General features: G+C 72.0%; 16 protein-coding genes. 7 read left to right on the top strand and 9 right to left on the bottom strand.

Features of this window, described 5'->3' with window-relative positions; translation table 11 throughout:
- Nucleotides 1–191: 191 nt before the first annotated feature.
- Genes ABTY62_RS01910 through ABTY62_RS01895 form a run of 4 tightly spaced genes read left to right on the top strand, consistent with a single transcriptional unit; the run spans nucleotide 192 to nucleotide 6330 of the window.
- A complete protein-coding gene (locus ABTY62_RS01910) occupies nucleotides 192–1913 on the top strand; it encodes a glycoside hydrolase family protein (protein ID WP_352127363.1) in 1722 nt (573 codons plus the stop codon).
- Nucleotides 1907–3370 (top strand): glycoside hydrolase family 28 protein, encoded by a 1464-nt coding sequence (locus tag ABTY62_RS01905; protein WP_352127362.1) that lies wholly within the window; start codon nucleotides 1907–1909, stop codon nucleotides 3368–3370. Before ABTY62_RS01910 ends, ABTY62_RS01905 begins: the two co-directional genes overlap by 7 nt.
- Entirely contained in the window at nucleotides 3363–4667 is a 1305-nt protein-coding gene (locus tag ABTY62_RS01900; RefSeq protein ID WP_352127361.1) for a glycoside hydrolase family 28 protein, read from the top strand. Before ABTY62_RS01905 ends, ABTY62_RS01900 begins: the two co-directional genes overlap by 8 nt.
- Nucleotides 4654–6330: an acyltransferase gene (locus ABTY62_RS01895; protein WP_352127360.1), complete on the top strand. Its 1677-nt coding sequence runs from the start codon at nucleotides 4654–4656 to the stop codon at nucleotides 6328–6330. The genes ABTY62_RS01900 and ABTY62_RS01895 overlap by 14 nt, the downstream gene beginning before the upstream one ends.
- A 31-nt stretch (nucleotides 6331–6361) precedes the next feature.
- On the opposite strand, the gene ABTY62_RS01890 is transcribed toward ABTY62_RS01895, so the two are convergent.
- Complete coding sequence (locus ABTY62_RS01890) at nucleotides 6362–8455, bottom strand: hypothetical protein (RefSeq protein ID WP_352127359.1); 2094 nt, start codon at nucleotides 8453–8455, stop codon at nucleotides 6362–6364.
- 98 nt (nucleotides 8456–8553) lie between these two features.
- Between ABTY62_RS01890 and ABTY62_RS01885 the strand changes: the two genes are divergently transcribed.
- On the top strand, nucleotides 8554–10038 hold the full coding sequence (locus ABTY62_RS01885; protein WP_352127358.1) for an ABC transporter substrate-binding protein: 1485 nt from the start codon (nucleotides 8554–8556) through the stop codon (nucleotides 10036–10038).
- A 10-nt stretch (nucleotides 10039–10048) separates the two neighbouring features.
- Here ABTY62_RS01885 and ABTY62_RS01880 read toward each other — a convergent pair whose 3' ends face one another.
- The 8 genes from ABTY62_RS01880 to ABTY62_RS01845 are packed head-to-tail and all read right to left on the bottom strand — an operon-like array spanning nucleotide 10049 to nucleotide 19688.
- Nucleotides 10049–11008, bottom strand: coding sequence for a DUF5605 domain-containing protein (locus tag ABTY62_RS01880; RefSeq protein WP_352127357.1), 960 nt, complete (start codon nucleotides 11006–11008; stop codon nucleotides 10049–10051).
- The gene (locus ABTY62_RS01875; RefSeq protein ID WP_352127356.1) at nucleotides 11005–12405 is read right to left on the bottom strand and encodes a DUF5060 domain-containing protein; all 1401 of its coding nucleotides are present in this window, start codon (nucleotides 12403–12405) and stop codon (nucleotides 11005–11007) included. The genes ABTY62_RS01880 and ABTY62_RS01875 overlap by 4 nt, the downstream gene beginning before the upstream one ends.
- On the bottom strand, nucleotides 12402–13478 hold the full coding sequence (locus tag ABTY62_RS01870; protein ID WP_352127355.1) for a sialidase family protein: 1077 nt from the start codon (nucleotides 13476–13478) through the stop codon (nucleotides 12402–12404). Before ABTY62_RS01870 ends, ABTY62_RS01875 begins: the two co-directional genes overlap by 4 nt.
- A complete protein-coding gene (locus ABTY62_RS01865; protein WP_352127354.1) occupies nucleotides 13475–14506 on the bottom strand; it encodes an ABC transporter ATP-binding protein in 1032 nt (343 codons plus the stop codon). Before ABTY62_RS01865 ends, ABTY62_RS01870 begins: the two co-directional genes overlap by 4 nt.
- Nucleotides 14503–15510: an ABC transporter ATP-binding protein gene (locus tag ABTY62_RS01860; RefSeq protein WP_352127353.1), complete on the bottom strand. Its 1008-nt coding sequence runs from the start codon at nucleotides 15508–15510 to the stop codon at nucleotides 14503–14505. Before ABTY62_RS01860 ends, ABTY62_RS01865 begins: the two co-directional genes overlap by 4 nt.
- Nucleotides 15511–15518: 8 nt before the next feature.
- The gene (locus tag ABTY62_RS01855; RefSeq protein WP_352127352.1) at nucleotides 15519–16652 is read right to left on the bottom strand and encodes an ABC transporter permease; all 1134 of its coding nucleotides are present in this window, start codon (nucleotides 16650–16652) and stop codon (nucleotides 15519–15521) included.
- Nucleotides 16653–16658: 6 nt separating this feature from the next.
- On the bottom strand, nucleotides 16659–17666 hold the full coding sequence (locus ABTY62_RS01850; protein ID WP_352127351.1) for an ABC transporter permease: 1008 nt from the start codon (nucleotides 17664–17666) through the stop codon (nucleotides 16659–16661).
- Between the two features lie 12 nt (nucleotides 17667–17678).
- Nucleotides 17679–19688: an ABC transporter substrate-binding protein gene (locus ABTY62_RS01845; protein ID WP_352127350.1), complete on the bottom strand. Its 2010-nt coding sequence runs from the start codon at nucleotides 19686–19688 to the stop codon at nucleotides 17679–17681.
- A gap of 302 nt (nucleotides 19689–19990) precedes the next feature.
- Here ABTY62_RS01845 and ABTY62_RS01840 point away from each other — a divergent pair, with 302 nt between their 5' ends.
- Together ABTY62_RS01840 and ABTY62_RS01835 are read left to right on the top strand one after the other, a co-directional pair.
- A complete protein-coding gene (locus ABTY62_RS01840; protein WP_311722116.1) occupies nucleotides 19991–20719 on the top strand; it encodes a GntR family transcriptional regulator in 729 nt (242 codons plus the stop codon).
- Nucleotides 20720–20788: 69 nt separating this feature from the next.
- Nucleotides 20789–22726 (top strand): glycoside hydrolase family 127 protein, encoded by a 1938-nt coding sequence (locus tag ABTY62_RS01835; protein WP_352127349.1) that lies wholly within the window; start codon nucleotides 20789–20791, stop codon nucleotides 22724–22726.

The raw sequence follows: 22726 nt of genomic DNA, 5'->3' as shown, positions 1-22726 counted from the left end.
CCACCTCGGACCATGCTTTCGCATCGACGGTAAGGCGGATCCGCAGAGGGCGTCAACAGCGCGGCGACACCGGAATATTGGCCTCTTCCAGCGGATTCCGCACCCTTGACGGCCCTGTGACGCATGCCTAGCGTTGCCGTCGTTCCCCCTCCCCCCGTGTTCGCTCCGACCTCAGGACGGCGAGACGGAACATGACTGGCATTCCAGCGACCCTGCTTCTGGAAGAGCGCGCCGAGCTGGCCATGAACGCCGTGGTCAACCTGGCCGATCCCGATCTCGGCGGCATCCCCTTCTTCAGCGCCGACCTGCGATGCGACCCCGCGGTGCTGCTGCACGGCGACTGGGACTACGGCTCCAGCCACGGGCGGCTGACCGACGCCTGCGTCCTCGCCCGCCGGATGACCGGCGCGTCCTGGTGGTCCGATACGGAGAGCCGCTACCGGGCCACCCTGCTGAACCTGCTCGCCGAGGACGGGCTGACGTACCGGCGCCGCCACCCGCGCGGCCGCTGGGAGCCGCACGCGAGCCTCATCGACCAGCGGGCCACGCTGCTCGCGCTCACCAGCTGGTACCGGGACAGCGGCGACGAGACCGTGCGGCGGGCCGCCGACCGGCAGGTCGCGGCGCTGCACCGGATCGCCGTCAAGGAGCGCGACGTCTGGTACTACCCGGCCTCCGAGTACACCCGGGAAGGCTGGCCCTCGCTCCACGCCGTCCAGCTGCATCTGGCCCCGGACCCCGCCTCCTTCTGCGGGCGGCTGATCATGCCGCTGCTGGTCTGGCACCGGGCGACGGGCAATGAGCAGGCGCTGGAGCTGTGCGGCTGGTTCACCCGGCTGATCACCGAGCACAGCGGGGTCTTCCTGCCCGACGGCTCGTTCAACGCGGCGCTCGCGTATCGCAGCGGACACTTCCACACGCGTCTTGGCACCCTGGACGGCATCGCCCAGTACGCGGTGTTCACCGGGGACCACGCCCTGACCGCGTTCGTCCGCCGGTCCTTCGACTGGGCGCTGTCCCAGTGCACCGCCTACGGATGGACCCCCGGCGACCTCGCCGGACAGCGCTTCGAGCACGAGACGTGTTCCCTGGTGGACCTCATCGGCATCGGCACCACCCTCGCCCAGGCGGGGCACACCGGGTACTGGACGGTCGTGGAGCGCTTTCTGCGCAACCACCTCACCGCCTCGCAGCTCACCGACGTCGACTGGGTGCGCTCGGCCCCCGACCGCTCCCGCGACATCCCCGGCTGGCTCACCCACCACCGCGTCGACGAGCGGGTCCGCGGCGCGTTCGCCGGGTACGGCGCCCCCAACGATTATGTGTCGGACGCGGTCCTCGGCCGGGGGCACACCGCCGACGTGCAGGCGTGCTGTGTGGGGTCGGGGGTGCGCGGCCTGTTCACCGGCTGGCGCGCCGCCGTCACGGGCGATGAGCGCCTGGTGCGCGTCAATCTGCTGCTCAACCGCGGCAGCCGCCTGGTGGATGTGCTCAGCCATCTGCCCTACGAGGGCCGGATCGACCTGAACGTCCACCACGACTGCCGCGAACTGCGCCTGCGTGTCCCGGAGTGGGCCGGCTACGCCCGGCTCGCCGTCACACGGCGGCCCGCGTCCGGGCCCGCCACCCAGGCCCGCGGGCCGGAGCCGGGCCTGTGGGCGCCCGACGGGTGTCTGAGCCTCGACCGCCCCCGGGCGGGCGAGCGCATCACCGTGACCTTCCCGCTCGTCGAGTCGACGACCGAGGAGAGCGCGGCCGGGCACACCTACCGCACCCACTGGCGCGGCGACGACGTGGTGGGCATCCAGCCGGAGGGCGGGTGCCGGCCCATGTACGGCACCCGGCGGCCGGCGCCGAAGGCCCCTGAGCGCGAACACACCCTGCACATCCCCGCGAAGGAGTGGACGTGGTGAACGGTCCGGGCCGCAGGGCCCTGTTGCTGACGGCGGGCTCCACCGCCGCGCTCGCCCTGGCCGCGCGTACGGCACAGGCCGCCGGCCGGGAGGACGCCGGAGCCGCCGCCTCCGGTGTCCCGGCCGCCCCGGCGGATCCGCGCGCGGCCGCGGACCGGCAGGCGGCCCGTATCCTCGCCGGTATCCGCACCCCCCGGTTCCCCCGCCGCCGGGTGCTGGTCACCGACCACGGGGCCGTCGGCGACGGCTCGACGGACTGCACGGCCGCGTTCCGCCGCGCCATCGAGCACTGCGCCGCGGCCGGCGGCGGCCATGTGGTCGTACCGCCCGGCGACTACCTCACGGGCGCGATACGGCTGCGCGACCGCATCGACCTGCATCTGCGAGAAGGCGCCACCCTGCGCTTCAGCCAGGACCCGGCCGCCTATCTCCCCGTGGTGTACACCCGGTACGAGGGCACCGAATGCCTCAACTACTCGCCGCCGCTGTACGCGCACGGCTGCCGCACGATCGCGGTGACCGGCCGTGGCGTCATCGACGGGCAGGCCGACGCCGACCACTGGTGGAACTGGACGAAGGGCGCGGGCGGCGGGACCTCCCCCGAGGGGGTGGACAAGAGGAAGCTGCTGGAGTGGGCCGAGGCGGGGGTGCCGGTCGCGGAGCGGGTCTTCGGCGCCGGATACCATCTGCGGCCCAATCTGATCCAGTTCTACGACTGCCGCGATGTCCTGATCGAGGGCGTCACGGTGAAGAACTCGCCGATGTGGAACATCCACCCGGTGCTGTGCCGCAATGTCACCGTGCGCGGTGTGACCGTGGACAGCCCCGTCGGCCCCAACAACGACGGCTGCAACCCGGAGTCCTGCGCCCATGTCCTCATCCAGGACTGCGTGTTCGACACCGGCGACGACTGTGTGGCGTTCAAGGCCGGCAAGAACGCGGATGGGCGGCGCGTGAACGTCCCCTGCGAGCACGCCCTGGTGGAGCGGTGCGAGATGCGGGCCGGACACGGTGGCGTCACCATCGGCAGCGAGACGACCGGCGGTGTCCGCGACATCCTCGCCCGGGACTGCCGCATGGACAGCCCCCAGCTCGACCGGGCGATCCGCATCAAGTCCAACCCGGTGCGCGGCGGCTATGTACGCGACATCACCTGCCACGACATCACGGTCGGCCAGGTCGGGGACGCCGTCATCGAGATCGCGCTCGACTACGAGCGCGTCGAGACCGGCGACTACTACCCGGACGTACGGGACATCGCCGTGCACCGGCTCACCGCGCGGACCGGCCGCAGGCCCTGGAACCTGATCGGCAACGACGCGAACCCCGTCCGCGACGTCCTGTTCAGCGACTGCGTGTTCACGGAGATGGCGGGCCCGGGTGAGGTGCGGAACGTGACGGGGCTGGTGCTGCGCCGCGTCGTGGTGGACGGGCAGGAGGCCGCGTCCGATGGGTGACTGGAGCCGGGCGGACGCCATCGTGGCCCGGGTCGCCCGGCCGCGCTTCCCCGACCGCGAGTTCCCCGTCACCGCGTTCGGGGCGCGCGGCGACGGCCGCACGGACTGCACGGCGGCGCTGCGCCGGGCCGTCGCGGCCTGCGCCGCGGCGGGCGGCGGCCATGTGACGGTGCCCTCCGGGACGTACGCCACCGGCCCCGTCCACCTGCTCAGCCATGTCGATCTGCATCTGGAGGAGGGCGCCCGGCTGCTCTTCGACCGGGACCCGGCCGCCTGCCTCCCGCCGGTCCTCACCCGTTTCCAGGGCGTGGAGATGTACGGCTACTCGCCCTTCGTCTACGCCCGGGGGCAGCGCAACATCGCGGTCACCGGCCGGGGCGTGCTCGACGGACACGCCGACGACGAGCACTGGTGGCCCTGGTCCGGGCAGGCGGAGTTCGGCTGGCGGCCCGGGGTCCGGCAACAGGAGGACGACTGGCCGGGGCTGTGGCGGCAGGCCGAGGCGGGCGTCCCGGTCGAGCGGCGGATCCACGCGGACGGCTGCCGCTTCCGGCCCAACTTCCTGGAGTTCCAGGACTGCCACGGGGTACTGGTGGAAGGCGTGACGATCGTGCGCTCCCCCATGTGGGAGATCCATCCCGTGCTGTGCACGGGTGTGCTCATCCAGGATGTGACGATCGACAGCCCCGGCCCCAACAACGACGGGATCGACCCGGAGTCCTGCCGGGACGTGGTGATCCGCCGCTGCGACATCGCCGCGGGCGACGACTGCATCGCGATCAAGTCGGGGCGGGAGGCCGACGGCCGGCGGGTGAACGTCCCGAGCGAGAACATCGTGATCGAGGACTGTGTGCTCCGGCACCGCTACGGCGCCATCACCCTGGGCAGCGACATGACCGGCGGCATCCGCGATGTGTACGTACGCCGCTGCCGCATCGGCGGCCCCGGGCTCTACTTCGGCCTCTACATCAAGACCAACTCCGTACGCGGCGGCTACGCCGAGAACATCCAGCTCGCCGACCTCACCGTCACCCATCTCCGCAAGGAGTTCCTCAGCTGTGACTTCCACCGCGGGGAGGGCGACACGGGGTCGTATCCGCCGAGGGTGCGGGACATCGGCATCCGGGACGTCACGGTGGACCACGCCCGGCGCGCCGTGCTCGCCCGCGGCTACGCCCACGCGCCGATCGACGGGCTGCACATGTCAGACTGCCACTTCGGCTCACTGGCGGAGTCCGACCGGATCGAACACGTCGACGGCCTGGTGCGAGAGAGGGTGACCGGTGCGCGGGAATGAACCCGGACGGCCCGAACGGCCCCGAAGATACGACTACTGTCCCTGGGAGTTCTGGAGCGCGGCGACCGAGGAGGAGCGCGCGGAGCAGCTGGACCACCAGCGGCGCCTGACCGAGCGGCTGGCCTCGGGCGACGGCGAGGCCGAGCTCGCCGAGCGGGTCTTCGTCTCGCCGTGGGCGGGCGTGTTCACCGACCGGCTGCGGATGGGCGAGCGCTCGTACATCGGCGCGCACGCGGTGGTCACCGGCGAGGTGTCCCTGGGCCGCGACTGCACCCTCAACCCCTTCTCGACGGCGCGCGGCCGGCTGCGGCTCGGCGACGGGGTGCGGGTGGGCGCGCACACCTCGCTGCTGGGCTTCAACCACTCCTTCGCGCCCGACCGTCCGGTGCACCGCCAGCCGCTCACCTCGGCCGGGATCGTGATCGGCGACGATGTGTGGATCGGCTCGCATGTGGTGGTCGTCGACGGGGTCACCATCGGCGACCACTGTGTCATCGGGGCGGGCGCGGTGGTCACCAAGGACCTCCCGCCCTGGTCGGTCGCCGCGGGAAACCCGGCGCGGCGGCTGCGCGACCGGCGGGACACGCCGGCCGCCCCCGCTCCGCGTTCGCCGGGCGCCCTGGATGTGCGGCTGGAGCGGTTCGCCGACCGCGCCCGCGAGCAGGCGCCGGACGTCCTCGCCCGCTGCCGGGACGGCGACGGCTGGACCGACCGTCCGGGCGCGGCCCGTACGGTGCGCGCGGTGTGCGACGCCGTGGAGGTCTCGGATCTGCTGCTGGGCGCTCCCCCACCGGGGTCGGACGGCGCGGAACTCGCCGAGCGGCTGCGCTCCCTTCAGGACCCGGACACCGGCCTCGTCCCGGAGTACGGCGCCGGTCCGCCATCGCTGGCCGACGACACGGCGATGTACCACATCCTGTCCGTCGGCTACGCGCTTGACCTGCTGGGCTCCGGCTTCGCCCACCCCGTGCGCGCCGTGCAGGACCTCGCGCCCGCCGAGCTGGTGGACCACCTGGACGGGCTGCCGTGGCGGACCGAGGCCTGGCGCTCGGGCCACTGGGTGGACGGGGTCGGCACCGCGATCCTGCGCGACCTCGACGGCTTCGAGCTGCGCGCTCCCGCGGCCGAGGCACTGTTCGGCTGGCTGCTCACCCGCGCCGACCCCGGACACGGGCTGTGGGGCGCGCCGGGCGGGACCGACCGGTGGCGGCAGCCGGTCAACGGCTTCTACCGGGTCACCCGCGGTACGTTCGCACAGTTCGGGCTGCCCTTGCCGTATCCGGAGCGGACCGTGGACACGGTGCTCGCGCACAGCCGGGACCCCGCGTTCTTCGGCCCGGACCGCGGCGACGCCTGCGACGTGCTGGATGTGATCCATCCGCTGTGGCTGTGCGCGCGGCAGACCGGGCACCGGATCGCCGAGGGCCGCGACTGGGCGCGCGGGCAGTTGGAACGACTGCTCGGGCGGTGGCAGGACGGCGCCGGGTTCTCGTTCGCGCTGGAGCCCGGCGGCCGTGCGCCGCATGTGCCCGGCCTTCAGGGGACGGAGATGTGGCTGGCCGTCGCCTGGCTGCTCGCCGACCACCTCGGCGTCGCCCAGGCGCTCGGCTACCGGCCCCGGGGGGTGCACCGGCCGGAACCGGCGCGCCACGGTCTGGGCTGACCCGCCGAAACGCTGACCTGTTGGGCCGGGCTCACGGCTGCCACGGTCCGTCGTCCCATGGCCCGTCGCCCCCGGTGCGCGCCGCGCGCATCCGCAGCGCCTGCGACAGCACCTGCGCGGTCACCCAGGAGGGGTTCCAGGTGTTGCTGGTGCCGCGCGCCTGCCAGTTGGTGGGGAAGAACCCCTCGGCCTGCTCGCCGAGCCCTTCGAAGCCCCACTCCCCCGCCTTCGTGCAGATGCCCTGTCCGAAGGCGTGCAGGATCAGCTCGCCCAGCCGGCGATACACCTCGCGGCCTGTCAGCTCGCCGAGCCTGGCGAGCTCGTAGGCCGGGAAGAACACGTCCACGTGGTGGTTCTGCACGCTGACCCCGGGCCACCCGGCCGTCCGGAAGCCGGATTCGAACGGCGGGTCCCACTGATAGACCCAGGTGAGCAGCCAGTCGGCGGCCTCCTCGGCCCAGGCGCGCCGGCGCTCGCCACCGGCGAGCAGCAGCAGCTCGTACACGCACAGGAAGTACGCGATGCCGCCCTCCTTGTCCTCGCAGACGGCGTCGAGGGTGGCGCGGGCGAAGGGCCTGGCCCAGTCGTCGGCGTGCCGGTGGCGGTAGTGCGCGACGAGCTGTTCGGCGCGCCGCAGCATGTGGGCCTCGCCCGTGATCCGGTGGGCCTTGAGCAGGGCCAGCAGGCACGCCAGCCCGGCCGCCCCCGGTTCCTGGGGCAGCGGGCTGCCGTCCAGCCGCCAGCCGAGCGGCGGCACGGTGGCGCTCGCGGTGGTGGCGCACGCGGTGTCCACGCCCTCGGCCAGCGCCCGGATCCAGCGCCGTGGCACGGCGTGGCCGTGGGCCCCCAGCAGCTCGATGACGTCGGCGAGGTCGCACAGGGCGTCGCCGTACGCCCGGGAGGAGATGAAAGTCTCGCCGTCCCGCTCGAAGGCCGACCAGGCGCGGTCCTCGGTGGAGTAAAAGCTCATGCGCAGGCCCGGCGGGGCTCCGGCGGCGCTGCCGTCGAGGTAGAAGTCGACGGCCCGGCGGCAGCGGTCGACGCGCCAGGGCTGGTCGCGCTCCAGGCCGACGCGGGCGTCGCACCAGGCGAGTTTCAGGCTCTGGCCGGTCCAGCCGTACAGGAAGCCGGGGGTGTGGCCGGGCCCGGTGAACTTGAGGAATCCGGCGGCCCCTCCGGCCTCGTGCCAGCGGCGGTCCATGGCCGCCGTCTTGTAGTGGACGACCCGGTCCAGGGTGAGGGGGCGGGCGCCTTCGGGGGCGTACAGTCCGAGGCCCTGGTGCACCAGGGGCCGGAAGCCGTGGCCCGGGTGGGCCGCGACCCCCCAGTCCAGGGCGTAGCGCGCGCGGTGGACCGCGCCCGGCGGAAGATCGAGGTAGCCGCCGTCGTAGGAGGCGGTCCTCCCCTTGTGGACGTACGCCGTGTCCGGCACGCCGTTGAACATCAGCGCGCCGCTCATCGCGAGCAGCGAGACGTGTCCACGCTGGACCGCCCCGAGGGAGCCCTCGCCGGGCTCCGCCGCGTAGAGGGTGGCATACCAGGTGGGCACGCGGCCGCGGGAGCGCCACTCCGCGTGCGCGCACGGGACGGGCAGCCGGTGTTCCTCCACCACCAGGGCGCGGTGCGGGCCGACGCCGAGCCGGGGCACGGTGCGGTCCGGGTCGGCCGACGGGTTGCCCCGGTAGAGCACCTGCGGCAGGGTGACGGCCGAGGCCCTCCGGCACGGCAGCGGCAGCGCCACGCCGAGCACCACGTCCTCGTACCCGAGCTCGCCGGTGTTGCGCCAGGTCACGTCCAGGCGCAGCAGCCCCCGGACGAACGCGAAGGCGATCTCGGCCGCGAGCCCGCCCACCGCGCAGCGCACCGCGAGCCCCTGTGGCGTGCGGCGGACCTCGGGCTCGCGCGCGCCGGGCAGGGCGATGCGCCAGGGGCGGCCGGTGGACACGGCCAGCATGCGGCTCAGGGGGGCGTCGAAGCACAGGTCTCCGCCGTCCCGCTCGGCCCGGCCCGCCGCCCCGTGCCGGAAGGCGACCCTTGCCCCGCCCCGCTCCACGGTGATCTCCAGGCTGTTGTCACCGCTCGCGATCCGGAACACCGGCGACTCCCCCTCACCGACAACTGTCATTGCGCGCACGGGTGTTGACCCCGTCCGCGCCCGGCGTGACCATTATGGCATTCAGATGGCATACCAGTGGAGTACCGCATTCGAAGAGGAGTGTGCGTATGCGTCAGGCACCCAGGGACGAGGAGGGCGGCTCCCGTTCGCGCCTCAGCCGCAGAAAGTTCGTCGCGGCCGGAGCAGCGGCCGGCACCGCGGCCCTGACCGGCACCGCCGCGGCCACGTCGGCTCAGGCGCGTATGCGCCCCGCGGCCCGGTCCGCGTCGTCGGGCGCGTCCGCCTGCGTCCAGATCCCGAACCGCTACAACAAGCCGTTCGAAGTGTGCGACGACGAACTGCTCGTCTTCATGGCCAACTACAAGCCCTTCGAGAACCCGGGCTTCTTCGACGCGGTCATCGGCGACAAGCTCAGGGCCGCGTTCCCCGGTCTGAAGATCAAGGCGGTCACCTGGGACTTCCCCATCCGCTACGAAGACCTGGACAAGGCCGGCGTGGTGCCCGACATCATCCTGGAGGACCCGCGCAGACGCATCGACCGCGACCTGGAGCCCAGGGGCTGGGTCCGGGACCTCACCGACGACCTCACGTCCGAGGGAATCGACCTCGGCTCGCTGAACCCGGCGGCGGTCGAGCTGGTCAAGTCCCGCTCGGACGGCGGGGTGTACGGCGTGCCGCTGTTCGTCGACGAGTACGTCCTGTTCCACAACAAGAAGATCTTCGACCTGCGCGGGGTCAGGGCCCCGGCGAACGGCATGACGTACGACCAGGCGTACCGCCTCGCCAAGAAGCTGACGTTCGAGCAGGACCTGGTGGCGTACAAGGGCTATCTCCAGCATCCTGATCTGTATCTGGAGTTCAACCAGCTCGGGCTCTATCCCTTCCTGCCCACCGGCAGCGAGAATCCGGCGCCCGAGGACATCAGGGTGAACATCACCTCGGCCGGCTGGAACCGGCTCGGCGACAACCTGGAGCGCTTCCTGCTGCTGCCGCACAACATCTTCACCACCGTCGACGACTTCCTGCTGACCGGGCATGTGGCCATGGCCGTGGACAGCCTCTGGAAGCTCAGCGCCTACGCCCTGAGCCCGCTCTACCTCCCCGAGGACGACGCCGAGGAGTGGCGCGAGCTGGCGAAGAACATCGACCTCGGCGTCACCTCCCTCCCCGTGCTGGGCGGGGACGCGCGGTCGGTGTACCAGCCGAACACCATCGCCGCGTTCGTGCCGCCCCAGGCGGGCAAGCGCAAGCAGGCCCTCGAGGTCGTGAAGTGGCTGGTGTCGCAGGAGGCCCAGACCGAGCTCGCCCGGAACGGCATGAAGCCGGCGCTCACGTCCGACGCCGCCCGGGCCGCGTTCGGCGAGGCGATCCCGGGGCTGGCCGGGGTGGACACCTCGGGCGTCTTCTGGGGGGACAACGCCGTCGTCAAGGGCTACAAGGAGACCGAGTACTGGGACCTCCCGCTGTACATGGTGTTCCGCCAGCATGTACTCAAGGACGGCCTCGCGGTGCGCTCCGCGCTGAAGGTGGCCGAGGCCAAGGACATCCCGGCCTACATCAAGGCGCAGGCGGCGTCCGGCAAGGACTGGTGACACCGGCCGGTCAGGCCCGGCGGATCCGTATCGCGAAGTACGGTTCCGCCGGGAGTTCCACCTCGAAGCTCCCCGTGGGTGTGGAGTCGAGGGTGCGCACGGTCATGTTCCAGGTGTCGACGACATCCACCCGCCAGGGGCCGCCGGGCAGGTCGAAGGGGCGGCGCGGATAGCGGTGCGGGCCGAGGTACTGGAGCCAGTACTCCCCCGGCGCCTCCAGGGTCGAGGCGTCGTAGGTCTCAGGGGTGTGCGCGAGGCCCGGCGGAGCCTCGTCGAGGATCGAGCGCAGAAAGGCGACGCGGGGCGCGCTCGAACCGCGCAGCCGTCCGCCGTGGGCCCTCCAGGGTCGTGGCCTGTGGGCCTCGCCGTGGGCGACGTAGCCGCCCCGGCACACCCCCTCCCAGACGCGGAACACCAACTCCTCGGCCGACAGGGCGGCATCGGGGTCCGGGTCGTCCCCCTCCGCGCCGCAGTCGTCGACGAGCACCGGCTTGCACAGGTCCCGGGTGAGCCGTGAGACGGCCCGCACCTGCTGGTGGCGGAGGGAGGCGTGGGTGATCCAGGGGGCGCCGAAGTCCGTGTGGAGATCGCCGTGCACGGTGAGCGGGTGGTGGCCGTGGTCGTACTCCTGGACATCGGTCTGCGCCTCGGGGTCCTCCGGGGCGCACCACCATACGTTGGGGTGGTGGGCGAGGCGTTCCACCGTCTCCGGGATGTCGCGGCCGTGCAGCATCACCTCGGCCTGCACACCGATGGCGCCCAGCGCGCCGATCTGCTGGTCGAGCCGGTCGAGGGAGAGGGCGGCCGAGGCGGTGAGCCGGACCCGGTTGAACGGGGAGGCCGCCAGGGCGCGGAGGGTGTCGGGGTCGGCCTCGGGGACGGCGGTGGTCCAGGGGTGGAAGGGGGTGCCGTCCGCGTGCCGGAAACGCGTTCCGTGGACGCGGACGGGGCCACGCTCAGGGCCCGTCATATCGCCCTCCGCAGGCGCAGTGCCAGGTCGGGGCGGCGGTCCAGCGGGACGCGGACCCGTCCGCGGTGGGCCCCGGGCAGCGGGGTCACGGTCATCTCCCAGGTGTCGATGAGGTCGAGGCGCCAGGGCGCGCCGGTGTCGGGGAGGTCGATGTCGCGGTGGGCGTGGCGCCGGTCGCCGAAGTAGACGTAGGTGTCCTCGGGCCCTTCCTCCCTCAGCCGGCGCAGGAAGGCGATCCTCGGCGGGCTGTCGCCGTGCAGCCGGCCGCCGCGCGAGATCCAGGCCGCGTGGTCGGGGTCCTGCTCGGGGTAGCACTCGCCGTGACCGACGTATCCGCCCGCGCTCACGCCGTGCCAGAACTGGCGCACCAGCGCCCGCCCGGTGAGGTTGCCCCAGCGGCGGCCCAGCTTCCCCTCGTAGCCGATCTCGTCGAGGACCACGGGCTTGGGACAGCCGGCCAGCCACCGTGGTGTCCAGGCGGCGTCCCAGTGCTGGATGGACTGGTGGGTGGTCCAGGGCTTGGTGAAGTCGTAGATCCGCTCGTACTCGTACATGCGGGTGCCGTTGTGGATCGAACGCGGGTGCTGATAGGGGTCGTGGCGCTGCACGAACCGGCCGATGTGGTCCCAGTCCTCGACGGTCTTGGCGGTGTTGAAGTCGTACTCGTTGGCGATGGACCACCACACGTTGCGGTACGCGGCGAGGCGGGCGAGGGTGTGGCGGACGAGGGAGAGGTCCTCCTCGCGGGTCATGTTGTCCACGCCCCAGTGGCCCTCGTCGTAGGGGTGGAAGAGGACGATGTCCGCCTCGATGCCCAGGTCGCGCAGGTCGCGTACGCGCCGCTCGAAGTGGGCGAAGAAGGCGGGGTCGAAGCGGGCCGTGTCCAGCGCGCCGGGGATGCGGCCGGGGAAGGGCAGGCGGGGCGGGTTCATCGCCCGGGTCGGCAGCAGGCACATGCGGACCTTGTTGAACGGCGAGGCGGCGAGGGTGCGCAGGGTCCGCTCCTCCAGCTCCTCGTCCTCGTCGTGGGTCCAGTGGTAGCAGGTGGTGCCGAAGGGCTGGTACGGGGTGCCGTCGGCGTACCGGAAGCGGCGGGGGCCCGCGACGCGGACGGGTCCGTGGTTGCCCGGGCCCGCCGCCACACAGATGAACTCACCGCCATGACCGTCGAGTTCGGGGGCGTCGGAGCGCGTGGTGTACGTCCACGGCCCGGGCCGGTCGGGCATGAAGCGGACCCGGTACACACCCTGGCCGTCGTAGAAGCCGTCGATGGGGACCACGCGGTGGCGGTGGCGGAAGTCGGCGCCGAACACGACATCCCGGTACGGGTTTCCGGCCGACGGCCCGGTCAGCCGCAGTTCGTACACGTCCCAGCGCTCGACGCGCCGCGCCGTCACGGGCGGCCGTCCCGGACCCAGTCCTCCGCCACCGTCAGGTGTTTGATCGTCTTGCGCAGATAGGAGTAGGCGATGTGCAGCAGCCCGTCCCGGGTCTGGACGACGCTGGGGTAGGAGTAGCCGTACTCGTTGTCCCAGTACTCCTCGTCGGCGGTCTGGAGATCGCGCCGGTGGGGCCAGGTGCGGCCGCCGTCGTCGGACAGGGCGAGCGTGAGCGGGGTGCGCAGGGCCTTCTTCCGCCGTCCGGCGCCCTCCCCCACCCAGCGGTACTCCCCGCGCTCCAGGCTCGCGTGGTTGTAGACCAGCGCCAGGGCCCCGCCGCGCAGCCGGGTGAGCTGGACGGCGGAGTTGTTGTTGGGCAGCGCGGTCCTGGCCGGCGGCGCCCAGGTGCGGCCGCCGTCGGTCGACTCGGAGGCGTGGATACGGTCCGCCGCGCGGCTGCGGAACATCGCGAACAGCGACCCGTCGTCCCGCGGGACGGCGGTCAGCTGCACCAGGTGTTCGGCTCCGGGCAGTTCGTGCTCCTGCCAGCTCTCGCCCCCGTCCTCGCTGAGCAGCACGGTGCTGTGCTCGCCCGAGCGCCGGCACCGGTAGGCGGGCAGCAGCCAGGTGCCGTCGTCGAGGGTCAGCGGCGGATTGCGGACGAAGACGCCGGGCCCCTCCAGCAGGACGCGCGGCGGGCTCCAGGTGCGGCCCCGGTCGGCGGAGGTGCGGGCGATCAGGCGGGCGGTGGTCTGGTCATGGGGCTCGTTGGACGGGTGGAACAGCCAGACGGTGCCGTCGGGCCGCTGGGCGAGCACCGGGTTCTGCTCGGCGCGGCCTGGGTCGGCGGACAGCGGCGCCGGGGTGGTCCAGCGGTCGGCTCCGCGGGGCAGCCGCGACAGGACGACGTTGGTGTCCCGGTCGCCCTCCTGCGGGCCGTTGAACCAGGTGCACAGCAGGTCGCCGTCGTCGAGTTCCAGGAGATTGGCGGCGTGGCTGTCGCCGGGGTGGCGCACGGGCAACAGCGCCTCGCGCACCCTCCCGTCGGGTGCCGAGGGCCGTACGACACCGTCGAAGCGCGGGTCGCTCATGTGCCGTGCACTCCTTTCAGGTCAAGTTCTGTGGCGAAGTGGCAGGCCACCGCCCGGCCCGGCGCCGCCTGGCGCAGGGCGGGCACCTCGGTGCGGCAGCGGTCCTGGGCGTAGCGGCAGCGCGGGTGGAACGGGCAGCCGGGCGGCACCCGCGACGGGTCGGCCACCTCTCCGTGCAGCACGATGCGCTCCCGGCGGCGCGCGCCGGGGTCCGGGTCGGGGACGGCCGACAGCAGCGCCTCGGTGTAGGGGTGCAGGGGCCGCTCGTACAGGTCGTCGGTGGCGCCGGTCTCGACCACCTTGCCCACGTACATCACGGCCACCTCGTCGGCCATGTACTCCACCACGCCCAGGTCGTGCGAGATGAAGAGATAGGTGAGGTCGGACTCCTCCTGGAGGTCCTTGAGCAGGTTGAGGATCTGGGCGCGCACGGACACGTCCAGCGCGCTCACCGCCTCGTCGGCGACCACCAGCCGGGGCCCGGGCGCCAGCGCCCGCGCGATGCCGACGCGCTGCCGCTGGCCTCCGCTGAAGGCGTTGGGGTAGCGGCGCAGATACTCGGGGGGCAGGCCGACGCGGCGCAGCAGTTCGGCCACCCGCTCCTCGATCTCGGCGGCCCGCAGGCCGAGGTTGGCCCGGAGGGGTTCGCCGACGATCTGAAGCAGGGTCATCCGGGGGTTGAGCGAGGCGTACGGGTCCTGGAAGACGAGCCGGATCTCGTTGCGGTACGGCTTGAGGGCCCGCTCGCCGAGGGCCGCCAGGTCGACGGGGTCGGCGCCGTCACGCGGGTGGTAGCGGATCTGTCCGGAGGTGGGCTCGTGGACCCTGAGCAGACAGCGGCCCAGGGTGCTCTTGCCGCAGCCGGACTCCCCGACCAGCGCGACGGTGCGGCCCGCCGGTATCCGCAGGTCGACGCCGTCGACGGCGCGTACGTGGCCGACGGTGCGGCCGAGCAGCCCGCGGCGGATGGGGAAGTGTTTGGTCAGGCCGTGGACCCCCAGGAGGGTAGGGCCCGGGTGTGTGGTCATGCGCGGGTCTCCTCGTACAGCAGGCACCTCACGGCGCGCCCGGCCTCGGGCCCGGTGACCGGCGCCGGCACCGTCACATCGCAGCGCCCGGCCATGAACTCCTCGCAGCGCGGGTGGAACGGGCAGCCGTCCGGGCGCCGGTAGGGGGGCGGCACCATGCCGCGTACGGGCCGGAGGCGCTCCCGGGGCCGGGCGCCGAGCCGGGGCACGGACCGCAGCAGGGCCTTGGTGTACGGGTGGCGGGGCCGGCGGAACACGTCCGCGAGGTCGCCGTGTTCGACCACCGCGCCCAGGTACATCACGGCGACGCGGTCGGCGAGCTGCGCCGCGACCCCGAGGTCATGGGTGATGAGCATGAGCGCCATGCCGGTGTCCCGCTGGAGGGAGCGCAGCAGATCCAGGATCTGGGCCTGTGTGGTGACGTCGAGGGCGGTGGTCGGTTCGTCGGCGATGAGCAGTTCCGGGCCGCAGGAGAGGGCCATCGCGATCATGGCGCGCTGGAGCATGCCGCCGCTCATCTGGAAGGGGTATTCGCCGGCGCGCCGCTCGGGGGCGGGGATGCCGACCCGGCCGAGGAGTTCGACGGTGCGCGCACGGGCCTCGGCCTTGGTGACCGGCTCGTGCAGCAGGATGGCCTCGGCGATCTGGTCGCCGAGGGTGTGCATCGGGCTCATGGACGTCATGGGCTCCTGGAAGACCATGGCGACGCGCGCGCCGCGGATGGACCGCACGGTGCGGCCGTCGGCGGTCAGCACATCGGCCCACCCGGTGTCCGTGCGGACCCGGACCTCACCGCCGACGATGCGGCCGGGCCGGTCGACCAGCCGCAGCACGGAGCGGGCCATGACGCTCTTGCCGCAGCCGGACTCGCCGACGACCGCGACCACCTCGCCGCGCCGGATGTCCAGGTCCACGCCGTCGACGGCACGCACCACCCCGTCCTCGAGCTCGAAGTGGGTGCGCAGGTCCCTGATCTCGAGGATCGTCTCGGCGGGTGCCACCACGCGCGCTCCTAACTCTTGTACGGGTCGGCGGCGTCCCGCAGCCCGTCGCCGACGAAGTTCATGGCGAGGACGGTGATGACGACCGCCACCCCCGGAAGCAGCAGCCACGGCGCGGTCTCCACCGTGCGGATGTTCTGGGCCTCCTGGAGCAGCACGCCCCAGCTCACGGCCGGGGACTGGAGGCCGAGGCCGAGGAAACTCATGGCGGTCTCGCCGAGGATCATCGCCGGGACGGCCATGGTGAGCGAGGCGATGACATGGCTGGACATGGACGGCACCATGTGGCGGAAGATGATGCGGCCGCGCCCGCAGCCGTCCAGGCGGGCGGCGATCACGAAGTCCTCCTCGCGCAGCGAGAGGAACCGGCCGCGCACCACCCGCGCGAGCCCCGTCCAGCCGATCACCGACAGGATGGTGGTGATCGCGAAGTACCGCATCAGCGGCCCCCAGTCGGGGGGTACGGCGGCGGAGAGTGCGAGCCACAGCGGCAGGGTGGGGATGGCCATCAGGAATTCGATGAGGCGCTGGATGACGGTGTCGGCCGCGCCCCCGAAGTAGCCGGAGATCCCGCCGAAGAGCAGCCCCAGCACGAAGCTGACGGCGACGCCGATGAGGCCGATGGACAGCGAGACCCGCGAGCCGTGGACGATACGGGACAGCAGATCGCGGCCGGCCCGGTCGGTGCCCAGGAGATACACCTTCTGGCCGGGGTCCGTGGGGCCGATGAGATGCCGGTCCCACGGGATGATCCCCCACAGGCGGTAGTCGTCTCCGCGTGCGAAGAGCCGCAGTGGGATGCGCTTGTCGCGGTCGATGGTGTGGATCTGCTCGAAGGTCTCCGGGTCGCGCTCGGTGCGGAAGCCGTTGACGTACAGCTGGAGGCCGTCGTCCCAGCTGAAGTCCACCTTGACCAGCTGCGGCGGGGCGTAGGTGTGCCGCTCGTCGGCGGCGCTCGGGGATCCGGGGGCCAGGAATTCGGCGAAGGCGACGACGAGATAGGCGCACAGCACCACGACCGCCCCGGCCACCGCCAGCTTGTGCCGGCGGAACTTCCGCCACACCAGGCGCCATGGGGAGGCGCGGCCGGGTTCCGGAGCCCGGCCGCCGGCGCCCGGTGTGGCGTGCTTGGCTCGTATCGGCATCCGCGATCACCCGCCCCCGCTCTCGTAGCGATGCCGGATCCTGGGGTCCCACCAGGCGAGCACGAGGTCGCTGATCAGGGTCCCGATGACGGTGAGGGTGGAGAGGATCAGCACGAAGCTGCCGACCAGGTACATGTCCTGGTTCTCCACTCCGCTCAGCAGCAGCGGCCCGGTGGTGGGCAGGCTCATCACGATGGAGATGATGGTCTCGCCGCTGATCAGGCCGGGCAGCAGCCATCCGACGGTGCTGAAGAACGGCGAGAGCGACATCCGGACCGGGTACTTGAGCAGGAGTTTCCACTCCGGCATGCCCTTGGCCCGGGCCGCCACCACATACGGCTTGTAGAGCTCGTCCAGCAGATTGGCGCGGGTGGTGCGGATCAGTCCGGCCGTCCCGGACATGCCGATGATGAGGATCGGCAGCCACAGATGGCCCATCAGATCCAGCAGCTTGCCCAGGTTCCAGGCCGCGTCCTGGTACTCGGGTGAGAACAGCCCTCCGGGGCTCTGGCCGAAGTAGCGCATCCCGACCCACATGAGGACCAGCGCCAGCAGGAATTCGGGGACGGCCATCCCGATGAAGCCGAGGAAGGTGGCGAGATAGTCACCCGCCGAGTACTGGCGCACCGCGGAGTAGATGCCGATCGGGAAGGCGACCGCCCACACCAGCAGCAGGGTGGACAGGGAGAGGAAGAAGGACAGGCCGACCCGGTCCCAGATCAGATCCGAGACCGGGCGGCTGTTCCAGGCGAAGGCCTGCCCGAAGTCGCCATGGAAGAGGATGTTCGAGATCCACTTCCAGTACTGGGCCAGGAATGGCTGGTCGAGTCCGTACCGCTGGCGCAGCGCGACCAGTTCCGCGTCGCTCATGAGCTCGCCGCGGCTCTCCGCCTCGGCCTGGAGGGTCGAGACATAGTCCCCGGGCGGCAGGCTGATGATGAAGAACGACGCGAGCGAGACGGCCCAGAGGGTGAGGGCCATCAGCAGCAGTCGGCGGGTGAGGAAGGACAGCATGGCGGCGGTCCGTCACGCCTTGCCCGAGATGAAGTACGTCGAGGGATTGCTGGGCCCCGGCGCCTGGTGCATCACGGCCCCGCTGAACTTCTTGGGCACGTTGTGGACGTTCTTCTTCACGATGCCGTACTCGGAGGGCGGGGTGGAGATGCCGAGGTAGTAGAACTGGTCCTTGGTGATGGCCAGGATCCGCCGGGCGAGGGCGAGCGCCCGATCGGAATCGAAAGTGAACCGCATCCGGTCGAAGAGCTCCAGCTGCTTTTCGATCTCGGCGGGCGGCCTTTCGCCGTCCTTCCCGTCGCGCGTGTACCACCTGGCCCAGGCGCCGCCGTAGCGGGAGGAGCCGCGGGGGTTGGTGGGCAGGTAGTAGTGGTCTCCGCCCGGGCCGGTGCGGAGATCGAAGGGGCCTCCGGCCCAGGTGGCGGCCTCCGACGCGCCGGCCTCGACGCGCTCCCAGTACAGCGTCTCCGCGAGCCGCTGGATATTGGCGTCGACGCCGACCTTCTTCCAGTCGGCGCGGATCAGTTCGAGCGCGTCCACGTGGTCGGGCATATCGGAGACGACCAGCACATTGAACGCGACGGGGGCGCCGTCCGCGGTGCGTCTGATGCCGTCGCCGCCGCGCCGGGTCAGCCCGGCCCGGTCCAGGGCGTCGTTGGCTTTGTCGATGTCGTACTCGGTGTACTGGCTGCCCAGTTCCTCGTCGAAGAGTTCGCTGCCGGGGAGCGGCGCGCACTGCCAGGGGCGGCCCTGGCCACCGTAGAAGGTGTCGATGATCTTCTGCCGGTTGATGGCGTACGACAGGCCGATCCGGAAGTCCTTGGTGGCGAACAGGGCGCGCCTGGCCTTGTCGGGGTGGGTCTGGTTGAAGCCGATGATCATGGTGTTCACCAGGTCCGGGGCGACCTCGATCAGCTCGTAGCCGCCCTTGCCCCGATTGCGGGCGACCACCGGCTTGTTGCGGACCGTGCCGAAGTTGTAGAGCTGCATGCCGAGGTCGCCGTTGGACACCTTCAACACCTCGACCTCGACGTCCTGCACCACATCGACGATGACCTTGTCGAGGTACGGCAGCTGGCTGCCGCCCGGGTCCACCTGCCAGTAGTAGGGGTTGCGCTCGGCGATCACGCTGCTGCCCTTGCCAACCGCGTTTCTGGCCACCCACGGGTTGAGTGAGGGCAGGTCCGGGTTGGCCCAGGGGTCCGCCTGGATGACCATGTAGTCGATCCAGCGGTTCAGGCCCGCCTTCTTGGCCAGGGCCTGGGCGCCGTCGTTGTGCCCCGCGTGGAACTTCTTCAGATAGTGGGCGGGCAGCAGCATCGTCACCCCGGAGGTGCCGGCGATCTCCTCCAGGAAGCCGGGCTTGGGCTCCTCGTACACATAGCGCACGGTGAGGTCGTCGACCTTCTCGAAGCGGGCGGGCCGGCCCGACCTGGACAGCCACAGCTCATAGACGCCCGTGGTGTGCATGTCGATGTCGGCGTTGAAGTCGTGGAAGGCGAACGCGAAGTCGTCGGTGGTGACGGGCTTCCCGTCGGACCACTTCAGGCCCTTGCGCAGATGGAAGACGAACTCCTTGCCGCCACCGCGGACTTCGTACTTCTCGCAGACGTTGGGCAGGATCTCGGTACGGGCCACTCCCCGCCACTCGGGCGCCCAGCGCACCAGCGGCTCGTATCCCATGCTGTAGCGCAGCCAGTTCATGTCCTCCTGGGTGAGCATCACCGAATGCCAGGTGCCGCCGTAGACCCCGGCCTTCTCCAGCGGGGTGACCTCACGTGGCTTGTCGGGCAGGCGCTCGGCCAGCGGGGGCAGTTCACCGGCGTCCACCCGCTTCTTGAGCGAGGGCGCCTCCTTGCCCTTCTTCCCCTCGGACTCGCCGTCGTCCGGGTCCGTCTCGAAGAATCCGCAGCCGGGCAGCCCGGCCACCGCGAGCATTCCGGCGCCGGCGCGCAGCACAGCACGCCGATTCGGTGTGCCGGCGTGGTGCCGGGTGGCCCCGGGGGTGTGTTCGGGAGTCATGTCCACGCTCCAGATGGTCCAGATGGCATTCCAGTGCGGACCGATCCACCGCGCCTCACGCCGCCGTGAAACGGGACGGCTGAGCCGATGTTCCCGTGCTTCCCTAGCGGCAGCTGTCTGGACGGATGGGCCCAGGGGGGCATGTCGGTGGTATGCCATGAGTCTGTTGGCCACCCCTTCGGAGCGTCAACCCCCGCGCAGAAGTATTTCCTTGCTGCCTCCCGAACCGCAGACGCGCGGTTTACCAGCGGCATACCATGGGGCCGGCACATCGATCAGACGTGGCAACAGTGGGAGGCGGCATGATCCGACCGCGAGCGGCGGCGGCCCGCGAGGCGGAGTCACCGGCTCCGGAGCCGGGACCCGCCGAGAGCCTGGAGACCCGGGCCCGTACGGCGATCGTGGAGTGGTTGACCAAGGAGAACCCCGCGCCCGGCCAGGCCGTTCCGGTGCGGGAGTTCGCCCGCCGCCTCGGCATGAGCCGCACCCCGGTGCGCAGCGCGGTCGGCCGGCTCTATGAGCGCGGCCTGCTGGCGTACGACGCGTCGGTCGGCTTCACCGTGGCCATCCCCTCCCTGTCCAGCCTGTACGAACTCTTCGAGCTGCGGCTGATGCTGGAGTCGCACAGCCTGCGGCTGTTCGCCGAGCGCACGGACCGCCAGGTCCCGGCCCGGCTGCGGGAGCTCGTGGACGAGGCGGCCGAGCTGGCCCGGCTCTCGCTGGAGGATCCGGGCCGCTACCAGGAGTTCCGGGAGAACGACGCCCGGTTCCACCGCGAGCTCGTCCGGCTTGGCAGCCTCCCCATGCTGCTGGAGCTCCACGACGATCTGCACCTGAGCCTGCATGTGACCCGGGCCGGGATGGAGGCGCCGATCACCGCCTCCCGCCTGGACATGGCCGTCGCGGAGCACCGCGCCGTGGTCGACGCGCTGGAGAGCGGGGACCGGACGCGGGCCAGGGATCTGCTGGAGGCGCACATCCTGCGGGTCCGCGACCAGATGATCGCCTTCCTCGCCCGGCCCCGCATGTAGCGCTCCGCACCCGCACGCCGCACCCTTCCGGCAAGCCCTCACGTCAAGCCCTCACGCCAGGAGGCATCCGTGGACGGCCCCGTACTCCCCTCCCCCGGCGCGCGCACGGCACACCGGCCGCCGCGCGGCGGCCGGATTCGCGTGACGGACGGCCTGTGGCGGCTGTGGCAGCGGGTCAACCGCGCCACCAGCGTGCCGCTGGCCCTGCACTGGCTGGAGGAGTCCGGCGCCCTGGCCAATCTGCGCATCGCCGCGGGCGAGGAGCAGGGCGCGTACCGCGGTCCCGTGTACGCGGACTCCGATGTGCACAAGATGCTGGAGACGGCGGCCTGGGAGCTCCAGGCGGGCCCGGAGGACACCTCGGCTGTGCTGGCCGGGTTTGTCTCCCGCACCACCGGGCTGCTGGAGCGGGCCCAGCGGGACGACGGCTACCTCGACTCGTACTACCAGGTGGCCGAGGTGGGCGGCCGCTACGGCCGGCTGGTCGACAGCCACGAGCTGTACTGCGCCGGCCATCTCCTCCAGGCCGCCGTGGCCGCCCACCGCGCCACCGGGGAGACCCGGCTGCTCGCGGTGGCGCGGCGCTGCGCCGACCATCTGTGCGCGGTGTTCCTCGACGGCCCCGGGCCCGGCCTGGACGGCCACCCGGAGGTGGAGACGGCGCTGGTGGAGCTGTTCCGGACCACCGCCGACGCGCGGTATCTGACCCTGGCGGCGCGGCTGGTGGAGCGGCGCGGACACGGCCTGGTGGGGCGCCACAAGCACGGGGCGCGGCACCGCCTCGACCACCTCCCGGTCCGCGTGGCACCGGCGGTGACCGGACATGTCGTCCGGGCGCTGTATCTGGAGGCCGGGGCCGTGGACGTGGCCGTGGAGACGGGCGACGACGAGCTGCTCCGGGCGTCGGCCACCCGCTGGGCGGACATGGCGGCGACCCGGACGTCGCTCACCGGCGGTCTCGGCTCACGCCAGGTCGGGGAGGTCTTCGGCGAGCGCTACGAGCTGCCGCCCGACCTGTCGTACAACGAGACCTGCGCGTCCGCGGCGAGCATCCAGTGGAGCCGGCGGCTGCTGCTGGCCACCGGCGAGGGCCGCTACGCCGATCTGATCGAGCGCACCCTGTACAACGCCTTCGCGGCGGCCCGCTCGGTGGACGGGCGGAGGTACTACAAGGGCAATCCGCTTCAGCGGCGCCCCGACCACGCGGAGGCGGTGGGCGATCCGCGCAGCCGGGACGAGTGGTTCTACTCCGCCTGCTGCCCGCCGTCGGTCACCCGGCTGGTGGCCTCGCTCCCGCACTACGCCGCGACCACCGCGGGGGACACGCTCTTTCTGCATCTGTACGCGTCGATGGCCCTGTCCTGCGCCCACGCGGGCGGCACGGTGGCGCTGCGGATCGACACCGACTACCCGTGGGACGGAACGGTCACCGTCACCGTGGAGCGCGCGCCGGCCGGCGCATGGGCGCTGGGGCTGAGGGTGCCACCGTGGAGCACGCGGACGTGGCTGACCGAGCCGGGCGGCGCGCGACAGCCGGTGGCGGGCGACGCGCAGGGGCGGGTGGTGGTCAGGCGGCGCTGGCGGGCCGGGGACAGCGTCGTACTGGAGCTGGACATGGCGCCGCGGCTCACCGTGCCGCACCCGAGGATCGACGCGGTGCGCGGCTGTGCGGCGATCGAGCGGGGGCCGCTGGTGTACTGCTTCGAACAGCTGGACCAGCCCGCGGACACTCCGGTCGACGAGCTGGCGCTGCGCGCGGACACCGCGCTGCGGGTGCGGGACCCGGCGGACCTGCCGGGTCTCGGCCGTACGGTGACGATCGAGGCGGAGGCGCTCGCCGTCACCGGCCCGCACCAGGCGGGGCTGCCGTACCGCACCCACGGCGCCGTGGACACGCGGCGGCCCGCCACCGCCACCGCGGTGCCGTACTTCCAGTGGGACAACCGCGGTGACGGCGCGATGCGGGTGTGGGTGCCGCTGGAGGAGAGCGGCGCGGTCGACTGCTGA

The sequence above is a fragment of the Streptomyces sp. NPDC097640 genome (genome assembly GCF_040302705.1).
In the GTDB taxonomy this organism is placed as follows: Bacteria; Actinomycetota; Actinomycetes; order Streptomycetales; family Streptomycetaceae; genus Streptomyces.
The sequence above is the reverse complement of the archived record's forward strand: the minus strand, read 5'-3'. Positions and strand labels throughout refer to the sequence as shown.

Excerpts from the sequence above, each read along its gene's own strand:
- ABTY62_RS01910 (WP_352127363.1), top strand. The coding sequence starts at position 192 with ATGACTGGCATTCCAGCGACCCTGCTTCTGGAAGAGCGCGCCGAGCTG.
- ABTY62_RS01900 (WP_352127361.1), top strand. The coding sequence starts at position 3,363 with ATGGGTGACTGGAGCCGGGCGGACGCCATCGTGGCCCGGGTCGCCCGG.
- ABTY62_RS01890 (WP_352127359.1), bottom strand. The coding sequence starts at position 8,455 with ATGACAGTTGTCGGTGAGGGGGAGTCGCCGGTGTTCCGGATCGCGAGC.
- ABTY62_RS01885 (WP_352127358.1), top strand. The coding sequence starts at position 8,554 with ATGCGTCAGGCACCCAGGGACGAGGAGGGCGGCTCCCGTTCGCGCCTC.
- ABTY62_RS01880 (WP_352127357.1), bottom strand. The coding sequence starts at position 11,008 with ATGACGGGCCCTGAGCGTGGCCCCGTCCGCGTCCACGGAACGCGTTTC.
- ABTY62_RS01870 (WP_352127355.1), bottom strand. The coding sequence starts at position 13,478 with ATGAGCGACCCGCGCTTCGACGGTGTCGTACGGCCCTCGGCACCCGAC.
- ABTY62_RS01865 (WP_352127354.1), bottom strand. The coding sequence starts at position 14,506 with ATGACCACACACCCGGGCCCTACCCTCCTGGGGGTCCACGGCCTGACC.
- ABTY62_RS01855 (WP_352127352.1), bottom strand. The coding sequence starts at position 16,652 with ATGCCGATACGAGCCAAGCACGCCACACCGGGCGCCGGCGGCCGGGCT.
- ABTY62_RS01850 (WP_352127351.1), bottom strand. The coding sequence starts at position 17,666 with ATGCTGTCCTTCCTCACCCGCCGACTGCTGCTGATGGCCCTCACCCTC.
- ABTY62_RS01845 (WP_352127350.1), bottom strand. The coding sequence starts at position 19,688 with ATGACTCCCGAACACACCCCCGGGGCCACCCGGCACCACGCCGGCACA.
- ABTY62_RS01840 (WP_311722116.1), top strand. The coding sequence starts at position 19,991 with ATGATCCGACCGCGAGCGGCGGCGGCCCGCGAGGCGGAGTCACCGGCT.